This is a genomic window from Acinetobacter johnsonii ANC 3681 (assembly GCF_000368805.1).
Lineage (GTDB): Bacteria > Pseudomonadota > Gammaproteobacteria > Pseudomonadales > Moraxellaceae > Acinetobacter > Acinetobacter johnsonii.
This window is the reverse complement of sequence record NZ_KB849705.1, coordinates 752,653-766,983: the sequence shown is the minus strand read 5'-3', so window position 1 is coordinate 766,983 and position 14,331 is coordinate 752,653. Positions and strand designations below refer to the sequence as shown.

At 39.7% G+C, this 14,331-nt stretch carries 13 protein-coding genes and 2 pseudogenes; 9 read left to right on the top strand and 6 right to left on the bottom strand.

The features are described 5' to 3' along the window. Nucleotides 1-4: 4 nt before the first annotated feature. Nucleotides 5-874, bottom strand: coding sequence for an IS982 family transposase (locus F946_RS07900; protein ID WP_035326623.1), 870 nt, complete (start codon nucleotides 872-874; stop codon nucleotides 5-7). A 90-nt stretch (nucleotides 875-964) separates the two neighbouring features. Here F946_RS07900 and F946_RS17555 point away from each other — a divergent pair. The 6 genes and pseudogenes from F946_RS17555 to F946_RS07870 all read left to right on the top strand — a co-directional run. Next, nucleotides 965-1,447 (top strand): annotated as a pseudogene (locus F946_RS17555) (tetratricopeptide repeat protein); the annotation flags it as partial. 231 nt (nucleotides 1,448-1,678) lie between these two features. Continuing rightward, nucleotides 1,679-1,867, top strand: a pseudogene (locus tag F946_RS07890) (IS5/IS1182 family transposase); the annotation flags it as partial. Nucleotides 1,868-1,869: 2 nt separating this feature from the next. Then, nucleotides 1,870-2,250: a hypothetical protein gene (locus F946_RS07885; protein ID WP_155118242.1), complete on the top strand. Its 381-nt coding sequence runs from the start codon at nucleotides 1,870-1,872 to the stop codon at nucleotides 2,248-2,250. A gap of 59 nt (nucleotides 2,251-2,309) precedes the next feature. Next, on the top strand, nucleotides 2,310-2,702 hold the full coding sequence (locus F946_RS07880) for a hypothetical protein (protein WP_004980941.1): 393 nt from the start codon (nucleotides 2,310-2,312) through the stop codon (nucleotides 2,700-2,702). Between the two features lie 925 nt (nucleotides 2,703-3,627). Next, complete coding sequence (locus F946_RS07875) at nucleotides 3,628-4,890, top strand: anaerobic sulfatase maturase (protein ID WP_004980939.1); 1,263 nt, start codon at nucleotides 3,628-3,630, stop codon at nucleotides 4,888-4,890. Between the two features lie 128 nt (nucleotides 4,891-5,018). Continuing rightward, entirely contained in the window at nucleotides 5,019-6,569 is a 1,551-nt protein-coding gene (locus tag F946_RS07870; protein ID WP_004980935.1) for an arylsulfatase, read from the top strand. Nucleotides 6,570-6,678: 109 nt separating this feature from the next. Here F946_RS07870 and F946_RS07865 read toward each other — a convergent pair whose 3' ends face one another. Further along, complete coding sequence (locus F946_RS07865) at nucleotides 6,679-7,158, bottom strand: copper resistance protein NlpE (RefSeq protein WP_004980933.1); 480 nt, start codon at nucleotides 7,156-7,158, stop codon at nucleotides 6,679-6,681. A 274-nt stretch (nucleotides 7,159-7,432) separates the two neighbouring features. On the opposite strand from F946_RS07865, the gene F946_RS07860 reads away from it, so the two are divergent. Next, nucleotides 7,433-8,029: a 1-acyl-sn-glycerol-3-phosphate acyltransferase gene (locus F946_RS07860; protein WP_010326291.1), complete on the top strand. Its 597-nt coding sequence runs from the start codon at nucleotides 7,433-7,435 to the stop codon at nucleotides 8,027-8,029. Between the two features lie 70 nt (nucleotides 8,030-8,099). On the opposite strand, the gene F946_RS07855 is transcribed toward F946_RS07860, so the two are convergent. The 4 genes from F946_RS07855 to mrdA all read right to left on the bottom strand — a co-directional run bounded on the left by F946_RS07855 (nucleotide 8,100) and on the right by mrdA (nucleotide 12,156). Beyond that, nucleotides 8,100-8,435 (bottom strand): hypothetical protein, encoded by a 336-nt coding sequence (locus F946_RS07855; protein WP_004980926.1) that lies wholly within the window; start codon nucleotides 8,433-8,435, stop codon nucleotides 8,100-8,102. Nucleotides 8,436-8,599: 164 nt separating this feature from the next. Then, nucleotides 8,600-9,334, bottom strand: a complete 735-nt coding sequence (locus tag F946_RS07850) for a sulfite exporter TauE/SafE family protein (protein ID WP_004980925.1) — start codon at nucleotides 9,332-9,334, stop codon at nucleotides 8,600-8,602. A 207-nt stretch (nucleotides 9,335-9,541) separates the two neighbouring features. After that, on the bottom strand, nucleotides 9,542-10,108 hold the full coding sequence (rsmD, locus tag F946_RS07845) for a 16S rRNA (guanine(966)-N(2))-methyltransferase RsmD (protein ID WP_004980922.1): 567 nt from the start codon (nucleotides 10,106-10,108) through the stop codon (nucleotides 9,542-9,544). Between the two features lie 2 nt (nucleotides 10,109-10,110). After that, entirely contained in the window at nucleotides 10,111-12,156 is a 2,046-nt protein-coding gene (mrdA, locus tag F946_RS07840) for a penicillin-binding protein 2 (protein ID WP_035326902.1), read from the bottom strand. Nucleotides 12,157-12,397: 241 nt separating this feature from the next. Between mrdA and F946_RS07835 the strand changes: the two genes are divergently transcribed. Both F946_RS07835 and F946_RS07830 read left to right on the top strand, forming a co-directional pair. Next, nucleotides 12,398-12,916 (top strand): hypothetical protein, encoded by a 519-nt coding sequence (locus tag F946_RS07835; RefSeq protein WP_004980918.1) that lies wholly within the window; start codon nucleotides 12,398-12,400, stop codon nucleotides 12,914-12,916. Between the two features lie 63 nt (nucleotides 12,917-12,979). Continuing rightward, nucleotides 12,980-14,296: a DUF445 domain-containing protein gene (locus tag F946_RS07830; protein WP_004694304.1), complete on the top strand. Its 1,317-nt coding sequence runs from the start codon at nucleotides 12,980-12,982 to the stop codon at nucleotides 14,294-14,296. The last annotated feature ends 35 nt before the right edge of the window (nucleotides 14,297-14,331 follow it).

Sequence of the window (14,331 nt, the reverse complement as noted above, 5' to 3'; positions counted from 1 at the left end):
CTGTTTAAGCCAATGATTCCATAATTTGAATTTTTGGCTTATTTCGTTGAGTTAATTGATATGCGCATAACGATGTGTAAATCCCACTTAGAAATCCATGAATACTACGTGCTTTACTCGTCACTAAATTGTATTGACCTTTCAATAAGCTGAATAACGTTTCTATTTTATTGCGCTGTTTTAAGTGATATTCATCTGATGTACAGAGTTGAACAGACTGCATATTCTTTCGATGATAGGTAATCAAATCAATACCTTGATTCTTTAACTTGCTTTTTAAATCTTGGCTAATATAGCCACGATCCGCATAAAGCTTTGCTTCTAAGCCTTCAACTAAATGCTCAACTATTTTTATGTCAGCCACATGTCCATTAGATAAAGCAGAACATGCTATTTCACCCAATTGATTCATCGTGATATGTAATTTACAGCCATAAAACCATCCCATCGAACTTTTACCACGTGATGCAATTTTGGCTAATGATTTATGGCGTTGAATCCGTTGATTTTTACAGACAGGTAAAGTGGTTGAATCAACCCATAAATATTGGCTACGTTGGCCTTTCATTAAGGCGACATGTAAAGCATGTAGTGCCAATTGATGCATATTGATGAGGTGAATCATCCGTTGGTAGCAGGGTAAATTTTTGAATAAATGATTTTTATCCTGTTTCAACCATGAAAAGAATGCTTTGAAATTATTGATATGAGAACACTTATACCAAATGGCGATAAAATTGATTTCGGAGAGACTCAATTGGGCTGGTCGAATTCTTATAGAGTGACGACTTTGTTTAAGAAATTTCCAATAAGTTGCTTCAAATTTAAGAAAGAAATCATCGATTACACAGAATAATTCGGTACTATTGAACATTAGGACTAGAGCTTTAAGTTTGGTGTGGTAACTCAACTGATGGCTCTAGTCCTCTTATTTTTCAAGTCAATTTCTTATCCGAGATTCGGGTTAGACTACGGTTTGGGAGCTGCAAATACTGCTAACTGTTATTATGAAGGTTGGATAGGGATAAAAGATAAGAAAAAATATTTTGACTATTTTCTAAAGGCTGCTGAAAAAAATTATGCACCCTCACAATTTAATGTTGCAGTTATGTATAAGAAAGGCGAGGTAATAGATAAGTCTATGACGAAAGCTGTCTACTAGTACGAAAAGGCAGTAGAAAATAATGAACCTCGTGCTGCTTATAATTTAGCCTCATTGTATGAAAAAGGTGATGGAGTAGAACAAAATTTTGACCTTGCATATGCATATTATACTTTAGCGAATGAGTTCGGGTTAGAGATAGCTAGAAGCAAGTTGCTTGAGTTAGAGAGTAAAGTCGTTAAAGAAAATATTCGAATTTTAAAGAATTGCGAGAAAATACAAATTGTAATAGATGATCCTAATAGTAAATGGGAGATTAAGGATGAAGAGGAAGGAAAAAAGTAATAAATTTGGAACTGTGAAGAATTGATAGTTGAAAAAGCAGCGATAGACGCAAACACCAACTACCAGCTTCAGTTGTGTATGACCAATATAGCGTTCCATTTGAAGGCTTTAGTGTCGTATCACATGATGATGGAAGTTTATTGCTGAATTTTGGTTCGAACTGGAATTTCTATTTTCATAGTTTTAATGCTGGAAAACATTATCATCTCGTTCAATAATTTAATGAGCAGACTGATGAAAAAGTGGTCTGGGTATCATCTGCGCAGTTTGGTCGAAACTAAGATACATTGTATCAAATTATTAGGCGATAAACTCAGCGCTAGGAATTTTGACAGCCAAGTCAACGAGATTCATGCACGTGTGGCAGTCTTAAATAAATTTACAGAATTAGACCGAGCTCACACCCAAGTTGTCACTTAAATTTGAGTCGCTTAGGGGTATTTTATTTTTTAAATCTTTGTGCAAAAAATTATAGGAGTATCGATGACTATATTAAAAACATGGATGAAACATCAAAAGTAAGTAAAAGTTTAAAGTGGGGTGGAAGATTAGTTTTTGCTTGGGATATTTATGGCAGTGTAAATTCAGTGGCTCAGGTCTATGAAAAAGGTGTTCCAGATGTTACAAGGAAAGAAATTTTAAAACAAACTGGTAAAATTAATGGCGGCCTATTAGGTGCAAGAATTGGAGGGAGCATTGGAACAGCCATCGGTGGTGTAGTAATAGGCGTTGTTGGAGGAACTGTTGGCCTTCCTGTTCTGGCCGTTGTAGGAGTTATAGCAGTTGGAGGTACTCTTATCTGAGGATATGTTGGTGGAGTAACAGGTCAAGCAGTTGTAGAATATGGATATGAAAGATTAAAATGAATATAAAAGATTTAATAGTTATTTCACTAATATTAAGTATTATCTTTTGGGCTATATTCCATCAAATGGCATCAAAATATATAAATAGTAATGAAATATTAAAGAAGAAAATTTTCGGTAAAGATATTTATAAAAAAAAATCTATGGATATATCTAACATTGAGTTGGTTGTAACAGCAGTTATGATGATTAATGTAATAGATTTTTTTTCCAGAAATTCTTTAGAATTTTTTTTAAAAAAAAGAAGTTTCTTAATATTTAGTAATATTAATTTTGAAACAAGTATATACATTATAGATCACCATAAAAAACTATGGAATTACATTAAAGTATCTATGTTTTTTATGATCTTGATAATAATCTTTACAATTACTTTTTGGACTTACTAGCAATAGGTTTTATAAAAAAACCACTTTGAATGAACATCTTTAACAAAACATCCTTTTCGAGGTATTGTATTGGTATGAATTTTTTACGCTACTATCAATTATTCAAAGTGGATTGAGCTGAACTGCCTGAATTGAGTAGGATATAGGATTTTTCCTATTCTCTTATTGTTCTGGTATTAGGCGGCTTTGTGCAACAAAGCCTCGAACAAATAGATACCCCTGATTATTGACAATTTCAAAACATTCTCTGTTAAATTGAGCAAGTACATTCATGATTGAACACATCTCAATATCAATTTTACATTAAGTTCATATAGCTGCTGTGCAATCTAAGGATATCTATATATTTCTCGAATAAGTTTTAAGAAAATAAATTAGAAAACCTACTTTTATGAGCTTATTCATCATGGGCCCACTAAAGAATAATAAGTTTTAGAACATGATCTGCATCCGAAGAAAGCTTTAATAAAAAGAGAGCATAAAAAATGCAATTACCATTCTTTTGAGTGGTTTTTCTATTTTCAAAGTTTGATAACGTGCTCTACCAAGCAATGCAACTGTGTGAGATGGGTCAGTATTTTTCAGTATGCCAAAATTGGAATTGGCTGTTGATTTTTACTCTTACACAGTGGCTTTGCTAATGAAAATTAAGCTTAGGGACAAGAAGAGAATGAATTATAAAACATTGAAATTATCAACATATCCGCAAGGTCATCTAATAGTAGCCTTCATGTTGCATGTTTAGCGGCAACAGTCACTCGGGTTAATCTATTCAGAATACCAAATGGCTTGGGTCTTCAGCAGACGTCATGCAATGAATGAAATGAAACTCTCGAATCTCTTTTCGCAGAATGACTTGTGTACATGGTTTTGTACAGTTGTTAATTTGTGCCTGAACGCTGAATAAAAATTGAGGACTCTAAAAATGCGAATGATACCTATACAAGCTGAATCTACGCCTTTAAGAAACCTGCAAGTGCAGGGACAAACCTATCGCTATCACGTGATGATCAAACCCACTGGGGCACAGTGCAACTTAGATTGTAGTTATTGCTTCTATTTGCATAAACAAGACATGTTACAGCAACCAAAAGTTCCGCGTATGTCTGAGTCGATGCTTGAGTTACATATTAAGCAATATATCGAAGCGCAAACGGGCAATGAAGTGGTTTTTAGTTGGCAGGGTGGTGAGCCTACACTTATGGGGTTAGAGTTTTTCCAGCGGGTGGTTGAGCTGCAAAAAAAATATACCAAACCTCATCAGCGTATTGAAAATGATTTACAAACCAATGGCACGTTACTGGATGAGGATTGGTGCACATTTTTAAAACAGCATGATTTTTTGGTGGGTTTATCCATAGATGGGCCTGCCAAGTTGCATGATATCCATCGCTATAACAAAGGTGGAAAACCGACGCATGCCAAAGTCATGCAGGCTGCTGCGTTATTGCGCCAGTATCAAGTTCCGTTTAATGCCTTATGTGTGGTGAACCGCGATAATGCGAAACGGCCGTTAGAGGTTTATCGTTTTATTCGAGATCAGGTACGACCGCGCATGATTCAACTGATTCCAGGAATGGAAAGTGCCCAGTTTCAGCAGACAGCACCAGGCCATTGGAATCCTCAAGATTTACCTAAATTGGGCAGTTCAGCAGCGCAGCCGGGCAACTCAGATTCTGTAGTGACAGACTGGTCGATTGCTGCCGATGATTGGGGCACATTCCTTTCAATTGTGTGGAAAGAATGGCTAGAGAAAGACTTTGGGCAGGTCTTTATCGACCAGTTTGAAAACATGGTGTCAATGATGTTTGGCTATGGGGCGCAGAAATGTGTGTCGGGTCAAATTTGCGGGAAATCTTTGGCGGTCGAACACAATGGTGACCTCTTTTCTTGTGATCATTTTGTTTATCCCGAATACAAATTGGGCAACATTCACGAGATTCACCAAGGCGATTTAGTTTTTTCTGAGCGACAAAAGAAATTTGCATATGCCAAATCGAAGTCACTGCCTGAGTACTGTAAAAAATGTCCATATCTTCAATATTGTTGGGGTGACTGTCCCAAAGACCGTTTTTTAAAGACTCCAGATGGAGAAGCAGGGCTGCATTATCTATGTTCAGGTCTTAAGACATTTTTTCATACTGCAACCACATCCAAAGTTGAAATTGCTCAACGTTTAAAAAATTAGTTGAGTTGGTGAGGATATATTTAAAAAATCGGGTGCTCATTTAAAACCTAACCAAGGTTTTGAAGTGTTTCCGCTTTAGTTTTTGCACTAGCAAAAATGGATTTTGTAAATTTAAAAAGGAAATTTTTATGCGTAAGAAAATGATTTCACGTTCGATTGCTATGCTTGGAGGTACTTTACTTTCAACAGCACTCATGGCGAAACCACCCAATATTTTGGTGATTATGTCCGATGATGTAGGCCGGCAGAACGTCAGTGCCTACAGTCATGGTGTTATGGGGTATAAGACACCGAATATTGATCGGATTGCCAAAGAAGGCATTATGTTTACCGATCACTATGCGCAGCCAAGTTCAACCGCAGGTCGTGCAGCATTTATTACAGGTCAGTATCCGATTCGTTCAGGTATGACGACAGTCGGTCGTCCAGGTTCTCCTTTAGGGATTAAAGCTGCAACACCGACTTTGGCAGAAGTACTCAAACCGTTAGGTTATATGAGTGGTCAGTTTGGAAAAAACCATTTGGGTGATCGGAACGATAGCTTACCGACAGTACATGGTTTTGATGAATTCTTTGGTAATTTATATCATTTAAATACTGAAGAATTTCCTGAACAGTATGATTATCCAAAAGATCCTGAATTTGTGAATCAGTATGGAACACGTGGTGTTCTACATTGTTATTCATCAACTACCGATGATGAAACGACAGATCCTCGTTTTGGTAAAATGGGCAAGCAAAAATGTAAAGATACTGGTGAACTTTCGAGCAAACGCATGGAAACAGTGGATGATGAATTCGTTGCAGCCAGTCTTAACTTTATGAAGCGCAGTAAAAGTGCGGATAAGCCATTTTTTGTGTGGTTAAATCCAAGTCGTATGCATATGTTTACGCATTTGCGAGACTCTCATCGTTATTTAGCTGCGAATGCCACCTCAGAAGAAGATATGTATGGTAGCGGTATGATTGAACACGACATGCAAGTCGGTCAAGTCTTGGATGCAATGAAGAAGATGGGCGTGTTGGATAACACCATCATTGTTTATACCACTGATAATGGCCCTGAGCACAGTGCCAAAAATCAAGGCGGAACGACACCGTTTCGTGGTGAAAAAATGACAACCTATGAAGGAGGCGTTCGCGTTCCAATGATGATCCGTTGGCCGGGGCATATTCCTGCTGGTCAGGTGAAAACAGGGATTCAAGCCAATATGGACCTGTTCACAACTTTGGCAACTGTTGCAGGGAATGCAAATGTTGTGGAAGATATGAAAACCAATCGTAAACAATATATTGATGGTCTAAATAATCTGGATTATTGGACAGGTAAGTCTGCTGAAAGTAAACGTAATAATTTCTTGTACTATCATGAATCCACCCTTCGCGCGGTTCGAATTAATCAGTGGAAGATTCATTTAGAAACCAGTGAAACCTATTATGATGGCTATCAAAAGCAAAAAATTCCGTTGGTATTTAACCTTCGTCAGGATCCGTTTGAGTCATTTGATAGCACAACAGATCGCTCTGAAATTACTCAGAAAAAACTATGGCTAGGTGAACCTGTAGAAGCATTGCTTGGAGAACATATTAAGTCTCTGATGGATTATCCACCGGTACAAAAAGCGACTACGCTTGACTTTAGTAAATTGGTTGAAAATTTACTTTCTCAAAAGAAATAAGTCCTATTATCAAGGTAGTTGAAGAAGTTCGGCTACCTTGATCGCCTCAAACTTTTCATTGGATTTTTAAAAGAAAAAGTTCGAAGTACTATCAAGTAAATCTAAACTATTAATCCAACTTTTTGGTTAAAGTTAAATTTAACTCAGGCATATCCAGTTTTTGGCCTTTATCACCACGCATTTCAATAAATTGCGCACCAATAGAATAAATACGGCTGTCGCCTGATGAATCGAGCTGAATCAGTTGATCAGAGCCATTCAAAAATTGAAATGAACCTTTCACTTCATTGACATAATTCTGATTCGATTTGCCTAAAATTTTTTGTTTCAGTACGAAATGATGATCTAAGGTCAGCTCAAGTTCAGTGTCGATCCCAGAACAATCATGACAGGGTAGAACCCCTTGATATGTGCCTACCCAATCTAAGGCATTTGCTGTGTCTGGTGTATCTAACAACACACTTGCACTAGCACTGTCATCCATAGATGCTGTGACATTGTGATCTGGTGGAGGATTGTTTTCATTTGGCTTTGAGCATGCAGTTAACATTGTGAAAGATAGGCATAGTGCTAAAACAGTCTTTTGCATATACAGCACCCGATATTCATTGTTTAGTTTTACCTTACAGTAGTGCAGGAAATGAATCTGTGAAGATCTGTGAGTGCTTCTGTATATTCAATAAAGAATACTATTCACGTATTTTTACCTTTAATCTCAAAGACCCTGTTTTTTCTTGAAATATTTGGAATTAAATAAAATATACGTTTATAGATTAATTGTTGTTTTATTGAGCGTATCGCCGTGTATTTGATCAGCAGCATTGCTAGAATCGGCGCGGATTTTCAGTAATGTGGTATTTTTTGTGTTCGAAAAGCTTGCAGAACAAAGTTTAGCCTTAATGGGGTGGCAGATTGATAATCATTGGGATTTGAATATCGATCAATGTGTAATGATTGCAGCGCCACATACCAGCAATTGGGATGCGCTGTACGCTCGTTTGGCATTAAAAGCCTTAGGTGTGCATGTCCGTATCACTATTAAAGACAGCTATATGAAACTGCCATTTGGGCCATTTGTTCGTGCAATGGGCGGGATAGGTATTGACCGTCGTCCGAAGCATGAAGGTGAACCACGTCCAAGTATGGTGCAACTCATGAGTGATCTTTTTAAAGAACACCCTAAGTTGGTGATGTTGGTCACCCCTGAAGGGACACGTGCCAAGCAGGAACAGTGGAAAACAGGTTTTTACCATGTTGCAGTTAGTGCAGGTGTTCCAATTGCGTTGGCCTATATGGACTATGCGAAGAAAAAAACTGGAGTGGGTAAAATTATTTATCCTACTGGTGATTATGAAAAAGATATGGCTGAAATTATGGCATTTTATGCGCAAATTTCTGCTAAATTTCCTCAAGATTTCAGTGTCGATACTCGCTATCATAACGACTCAACTGTGTCTTAATTTCAAATTTAAGTCATATGAAATTAAAAAAGACAGCTTTCGAGCTGTCTTTTTTATTGCTAATCGTATTTTAAGGGTTTTGCTGGGGATTGGGTAAAACCCCACCTAGTGACTGGCATGCGGCCGTATAACTTTGTAGCTGTGTTTCAATCACTTCGGGCAGGGGTAGGTCAAAAATTTGATCGCCATGTTGATAGCTTTCTACATAGGATTGGGCTTTTTGTTTGCTGCTGGCAAGCACTTGTTCATGATAACTGGTCATACTGCTGTGGTCTGCCTGATCGCGCTCTATATTTTGACAGTCAAAAGATTGGAGAAGTTTTTCGGCTTGTTTTATTTCTTTGGATGAGCTTATGGAGCAAGCACTGATAAAGCAAAGACTCAGTAGTGCAAGAGGCAGTTTCATATATGGTGAGCGGCGGGTTTAAAGGTGCGCTTATTGTATAAAGATTTGTGAAGTTGGAGAAAGCCTAGTAGAGCTAAGTTGTTTAAAGATGAGCCTATTTTGACACAAAACACACAATTGCTGGTCCAAGCCATTGCCAAAGTTTAGATTCAGGTCTTATGGTGCTATAGAAAGCGGTAGCTGATACATAGAAAACAACCTGAACTAAACAATAAGCCCAGTACTGTATGTTTGAACTGCCGTTCAGAAATTTTATAAAACAATTGAGCGCCGAGCATGGCCGGTAGGCTCACACTCAAAAGTAAGATGCCTATATAGGGTAAATGTTGTAAGTTTAAATTTCCGCGAAGCAGATAGGTGAGCAGGGTGAATAGCTGAATGGCGAAATTAAAATGCCTTAAAATTGAGCGTTGTTGCTCTTTAGGAAGGTTCTTTAACATGACCCAAGCCGAAGGCAGTGAGCCACAAAAGCCTCCCAACCCTCCCAATACACCCCCAAGAAAACCAATACTACTATCGGCGTATTTTCCAGAGTTTTGAATGAAGCGAATTTGGGGGTTAAGTAGCATCAATGGACACCAAAGAATCAGAAAGATCCCTAGAACCAGTTTAAAGGTAGATGCTTGAATGATGTCTAACAGATAGGTTCCCAATGGAACGCCAATTAGACCTGCAATGATATAAGGTGCAACGAGGCTTTTATCAAGTTGAAAGGCAGATTCTGACTTTAAGGAAATTAGGTGACTCCAGACTGAGGCGAACACCACCAAGGGCGCTGCGAGCTGAGGTGCCAAGATCCAGACCCAAAATGACATGGCGATTAAGGCAAATGCAAAGCCTGTGAGCCCCTGTACAAAACCCGCCACCATTGCACCTAAGATAAAGATCAACCAAGTCATATGCGATATATTTAAAATTTTAGCGAGTGTACGATTTTTCGTTTGATGTACATAGTTTTTAGACGTGAAAACTGACTGAAGCCTTAGCTTGATTTTGAATATGTATATTGATCTTTATACATAGCGTAGCTCAGAACCACACTAATATGCACTAAGAGCAATTTCTTTCGTGATGGTGTAAATCAAAAGGGCGTAAAAGTGTCTAGATTATGGGGAAACCACCACTTTCTTTTGATATAAACCTGCACGTACAGTCCCAGCTTTGGTGCTCTTCACTTGCACCCACGATGCTGGAAGTTTTAATAGATTCAAATCCCGATCGGCTTCTACATAAATATAGCCATTATTTTGAATCAGTGGATCCGCCAAGAGGGCCAGTTCTTCCCATAGCTCTAGGCTGTACGGAGGGTCTAAAAAGACCAAATCAAACTGTTCATTTAAGGTGAGTAATGTTTGCTGTGCAGTCGCTACTTTTAACTGGGCACGAGACTTAGGAACTTTAAGGAGTTCCAAGTTTTGCGTTAAAAACTGTGCTTGACTGCGGTCAGGTTCAATCATTACTACCTTTGATGCACCACGAGATAAGGCTTCAAATGCCAATGCACCCGAACCTGCACAAATATCCAAAACATTGGTATTTTGCACATCCCACATGAGCCAATTAAACAAAGTTTCACGTACGCGATCGGGCGTAGGGCGTAAACCCTCAATACTAGCAAAAGGCAGTTGGCGACGTTTCCAGTCCCCTCCAATGATGCGGAGTTGATTTTTCATAGTTAGTCTGACTCCACAGGTACAGAAGGTGGTGTAGCTGAACGGCTGGTATTTGCTGCCGTTGATGCGGGTGCTGTATTTGAAGTACTGGTTGGTGCTGCCGTACTTGTCCCAGTTGTGGTCGCTGGTGGAGTGCTACCACTTGGTAATTCACCCGGTTTAATCCCCGCTGTCATCAAGCCGCCACTAATTTGATGGTTTTGTGGACGAATTGGGTTTTTATGACGTGTGAGCAGCCAGTAGTCTAAGATCGGACGAGCCAGCTGTGCCGCAGAACCACCATGACGACCATTTTCCCACACTACTGCAATCGCAATTTCAGGGTTTTCCGCAGGTGCAAAGCCCACGAATAAACCGTGGTCTAATTGACGTTCGGTCAGCAGGGCTTCATTGTAGCGTTTACCTTGGGCAATACTTTTGACCTGTGCAGTACCGGTTTTACCTGCAATTTTATACATTGGCGTACGAATGCCACGTCCAGTCCCTGTTTCAATGACATCGACCATGGCATCACGCATTTGTATCCAATCTTGGTCCGTGCCATTGAACTGGATTCTGCCATCAGGCGCATTTAAGTCTTTATGTGGTTTTGCACCTTTACTGGTTTGTAAAACATGCGGAATCACATGTGAACCATGGTTGGCGGTAATGGCTGTTGCCATAGCCAGTTGTAGTGGGGTCGCAGTAAAAGCACCTTGTCCAATACTCACTGAAATGGTTTCCCCTTTGAGCCACTTGGCATCACGGGTACGCATTTTCCATTCTGGGTTGGGGTAAAGACCTGTACTTTCACTTGGTAAATCCACACCAGTTTTTTCACCAAAGCCAAACTGGCGCATCCATGTGTTCATTTTTTCAATGCCCATACGGAACGACAGAATGTAGAAGAAGGTATCACAAGAGACTACTTGTGATTTATGCAAGTTGACTACGCCGTGTCCTGATTTTTTCCAGTCGCGGAATTTATGCGAATCGCCCGGAAGTGTGAAATAGCCATGATCGGAAATGGCCGTGCCCCAATCAATTAAGCCATAATGAATACCACCTAAACCAAACATCGGTTTAATAGTCGAGCCAGGTGGGTAAGCGCCTTGCACAGCACGGTTATATAGCGGTTGATCGAGGTTATCGCGTAAACCACTATAGTCGGTATGGCTAATCCCTGTGACAAACAGGTTAGGATTAAAACTTGGACTTGAGACCAAGGCGAGGATTTCACCTGTACGAGGATCCATCGCCACGATTGCACCACGACGACCTGCAAGCTGCTCTGAGGCAACCGTTTGCAAGCCATAATCGAGTGAAAGATATAAGTCATTCCCACGAACGGGTTCTTTGCGACCTAAATGACGTAGTACGTTACCGTGTGCATCGGCTTCGACCGACTCATTTCCTGGCACACCATGTAGTAAATCTTCATAGGAGTTTTCTACCCCAATTTTACCAATCAGGTTAGTGCCCGCATACAAATCTTTATTGATGCTTTTTAATTCTTTATCGTTAATTCGACCCACATAACCAATCACATGGGCAAATAGCTCACCGTGTGGATAGTAGCGCGTCATCTGAGTTTCGATATTCACCCCAGGGAATTGATATTTAACTTCGCTAAAGCGAGCAATATCGTTTTCATTGAGATTAAGTTTAATGGAAACGCGTTCAGTTTTACGTGAGGCTTTAATACGACTGTTAAAGCGTTCAATATCATCTGGTGTGAGTTCTAAGATTGGGGTTAAACGCTCAATCGTGGCATCAATATCCGTCACATCCGCTCGACTCATCGTCGCGGTAAAGACAGGATAGTTGTCCGCCAACAGCACACCATTACGGTCATAGATATAACCACGCGCAGGGGCTAAAGGTTGTAGGCGAATACGGTTTTGATCGGATGCCGTTGAAAACTCGTCAAATTGAACCAACTGCAAATAGGCGTAGCGAGTGACTAAAATCAGCAAGAAGAAAACCACAATACCCATGGAGATAAAGGTACGATTTCGAAAAATGCGCTTTTCTTGTTGGACATTTTTTAAAGGAAAGTGCTGTTTCATACCAAATCGACTTAAACACATGGACAAAGAGGAAAATACCTGCGCGCTATTCTAACGCATGTCACACTGTTTTGATATTTGTTATCGCTGCTTCTGCTTTTCATTTTTGCCTAAATTTTGACTTTATAGACATCAAAAATATAAATTGCTGTATATAAGTGTTTTATAAATTCTGCTACAGTCAAAATCCTGTAAAAAGGGACCAATTACTAAAATAACATTACGGATAATGGTGACAATAATGACAAGAATTTATCCAGTGTTGGCACTTGTTGCCTGTGCAAACGTAGCCTACGCTCAAGATAATTCCTTTTTGCCAGATGCAAAAATTCCTGCTGGCAGTGCTCAAACGTGGAATGTAGGGGCTGGTGTAACGCAGAAATTACTGCACACCAATTTGGAATGGGTGAATCCTTATGGCATTGCATACGCAAAAGCTGGGGTATTTATCAATGATGATTACCCTGTCGGTGGTCAGTTGGGGTTTAGATTTCCAGTTCATTTTACTGGTAAAGATAAAAATGGCTATTATCTCGGTGTTTACGCAGGGCATATTGACAGCAAGAAAGTAGATGGCGAGTACGAATCTCGCCTTGGTGGTGGTGTAGATCTTGCTTATGTGTTACTTAGTCCTGAACGAATCAGCACTTTCAGTGTAGGGATTGGTGCAGGGGAAAAACTTGAAGCCAAATCGGGCTATGTGGTTGCAGAAACTGAACCGAGACTACAATTTTCCTATACTCTAAGTTTCGGTTTATAGACACAATATCTTTTTTAAAACGCTATATAATTCAGTTAATAAAATTAAATATGGAAGTTATGCATGCTTGAGTACGTCAATCAGTTGTGGCAAACCTTTTTGAATCGACCCGATTTTTGGGCTGTACTCAGCATTATTCCTGTGACTGCTTTTGTGACTTGGGCGCACGTTTGGATGGCCCTGAAAATGGTCTTTTACCCGATTACATTTTGGGGTTTTCATATTGGGCCTTTGCCTGTGGGGTGGCAGGGCATTGTGCCTAGAAAAGCGGGGCGTATTTCAGGCATCATTACGGATAACACCTTATCTAAGCTTGGTTCTTTGCGTGAATTTTTAGATGCAATGGATCCTGAGGATATGGCGCGGATCATTGGTGAGCAAGTTGGTTTTGAACTTGAGCACCTGATTGATGAAGTTATGATTGACCGCAATGCAGTGCTTTGGGAAAACTTACCTTATTCGATTAAGCGTCGAATTTATGCACAGGCACACAAACAGCTTCCGGCTGTGCTCAGAGAATTAGTGACCGAACTGACCATGAACGTCGAGTCACTTGTAGATATGCGCGATATGGTGGTCAGCCAAATGGAAGGTGACCGCAGACTGATGGTGCGTATGTTCTTGAAAGTGGGTCAGAAAGAAATCAACTTTATTTGGCATATTAGTGCCCTCATTGGGATGTTCTTTGGTATCTTCCAAATGATTGTTTGGTTTGTGGTGCCATGGCATTGGACTGTCCCATTTTGGGCAGCCGTATGGGGTTTCTTAACCAACTGGATTGCGATTTGGATGGTGTTTAATCCAATTGAGCCACACTATGTTCGATACTTGCAACTGACTGAATTAACAAAAGATCGTAAGTTTCCATGGATTAAGCCTGTGATTCCACGCATTGGGACTTATAATGTGCAAGGCGCTTTCATGAAACGTCAAGAAGAAGTGTCTGATGTGTTTGCAAGTGTAGTCACAGAAGACCTGATTACGTTAAAATCCATCATGACTGAAATGATGTATGGCAATAAAAAAGACAAGACCCGTCGTATTGTCAAACGTCATATTAATGAAATCATGGAAACGCCATTGGTGAGAACATCTTTGCAGCTGTCTTTGGGGCCACGTGAATACGCAAAACTGAAGACGGACTTGATTGATCGTTCAATTGAAATTACGATGGTGCCTGTATGCGACCCAGCGTTCAATGCGAGCCGTGCACAGAAAATCTATCAAATGTTTAGAGACCGTATTCGAGAGCTAACGCCGAAAGAATTTCAAAACTTATTACGTCCTGCATTTCAGGAAGACGAATGGATTTTGATTTTATTGGGTGGGGTAACGGGCTTCATTGCGGGTACAATACATTTGTTTGTAGCTTTCTTATAATTAGATGCTAAAAATATGTCGAATTTGTCGGCATG

Coding starts and splice junctions, on each gene's coding strand:
- F946_RS07900 (WP_035326623.1), bottom strand. CDS start 874: ATGTTCAATAGTACCGAATTATTCTGTGTAATCGATGATTTCTTTCTT.
- F946_RS07880 (WP_004980941.1), top strand. CDS start 2,310: ATGAATATAAAAGATTTAATAGTTATTTCACTAATATTAAGTATTATC.
- F946_RS07875 (WP_004980939.1), top strand. CDS start 3,628: ATGCGAATGATACCTATACAAGCTGAATCTACGCCTTTAAGAAACCTG.
- F946_RS07870 (WP_004980935.1), top strand. CDS start 5,019: ATGCGTAAGAAAATGATTTCACGTTCGATTGCTATGCTTGGAGGTACT.
- F946_RS07865 (WP_004980933.1), bottom strand. CDS start 7,158: ATGCAAAAGACTGTTTTAGCACTATGCCTATCTTTCACAATGTTAACT.
- F946_RS07855 (WP_004980926.1), bottom strand. CDS start 8,435: ATGAAACTGCCTCTTGCACTACTGAGTCTTTGCTTTATCAGTGCTTGC.
- F946_RS07850 (WP_004980925.1), bottom strand. CDS start 9,334: ATGACTTGGTTGATCTTTATCTTAGGTGCAATGGTGGCGGGTTTTGTA.
- rsmD (WP_004980922.1), bottom strand. CDS start 10,108: ATGAAAAATCAACTCCGCATCATTGGAGGGGACTGGAAACGTCGCCAA.
- mrdA (WP_035326902.1), bottom strand. CDS start 12,156: ATGAAACAGCACTTTCCTTTAAAAAATGTCCAACAAGAAAAGCGCATT.
- F946_RS07835 (WP_004980918.1), top strand. CDS start 12,398: ATGACAAGAATTTATCCAGTGTTGGCACTTGTTGCCTGTGCAAACGTA.
- F946_RS07830 (WP_004694304.1), top strand. CDS start 12,980: ATGCTTGAGTACGTCAATCAGTTGTGGCAAACCTTTTTGAATCGACCC.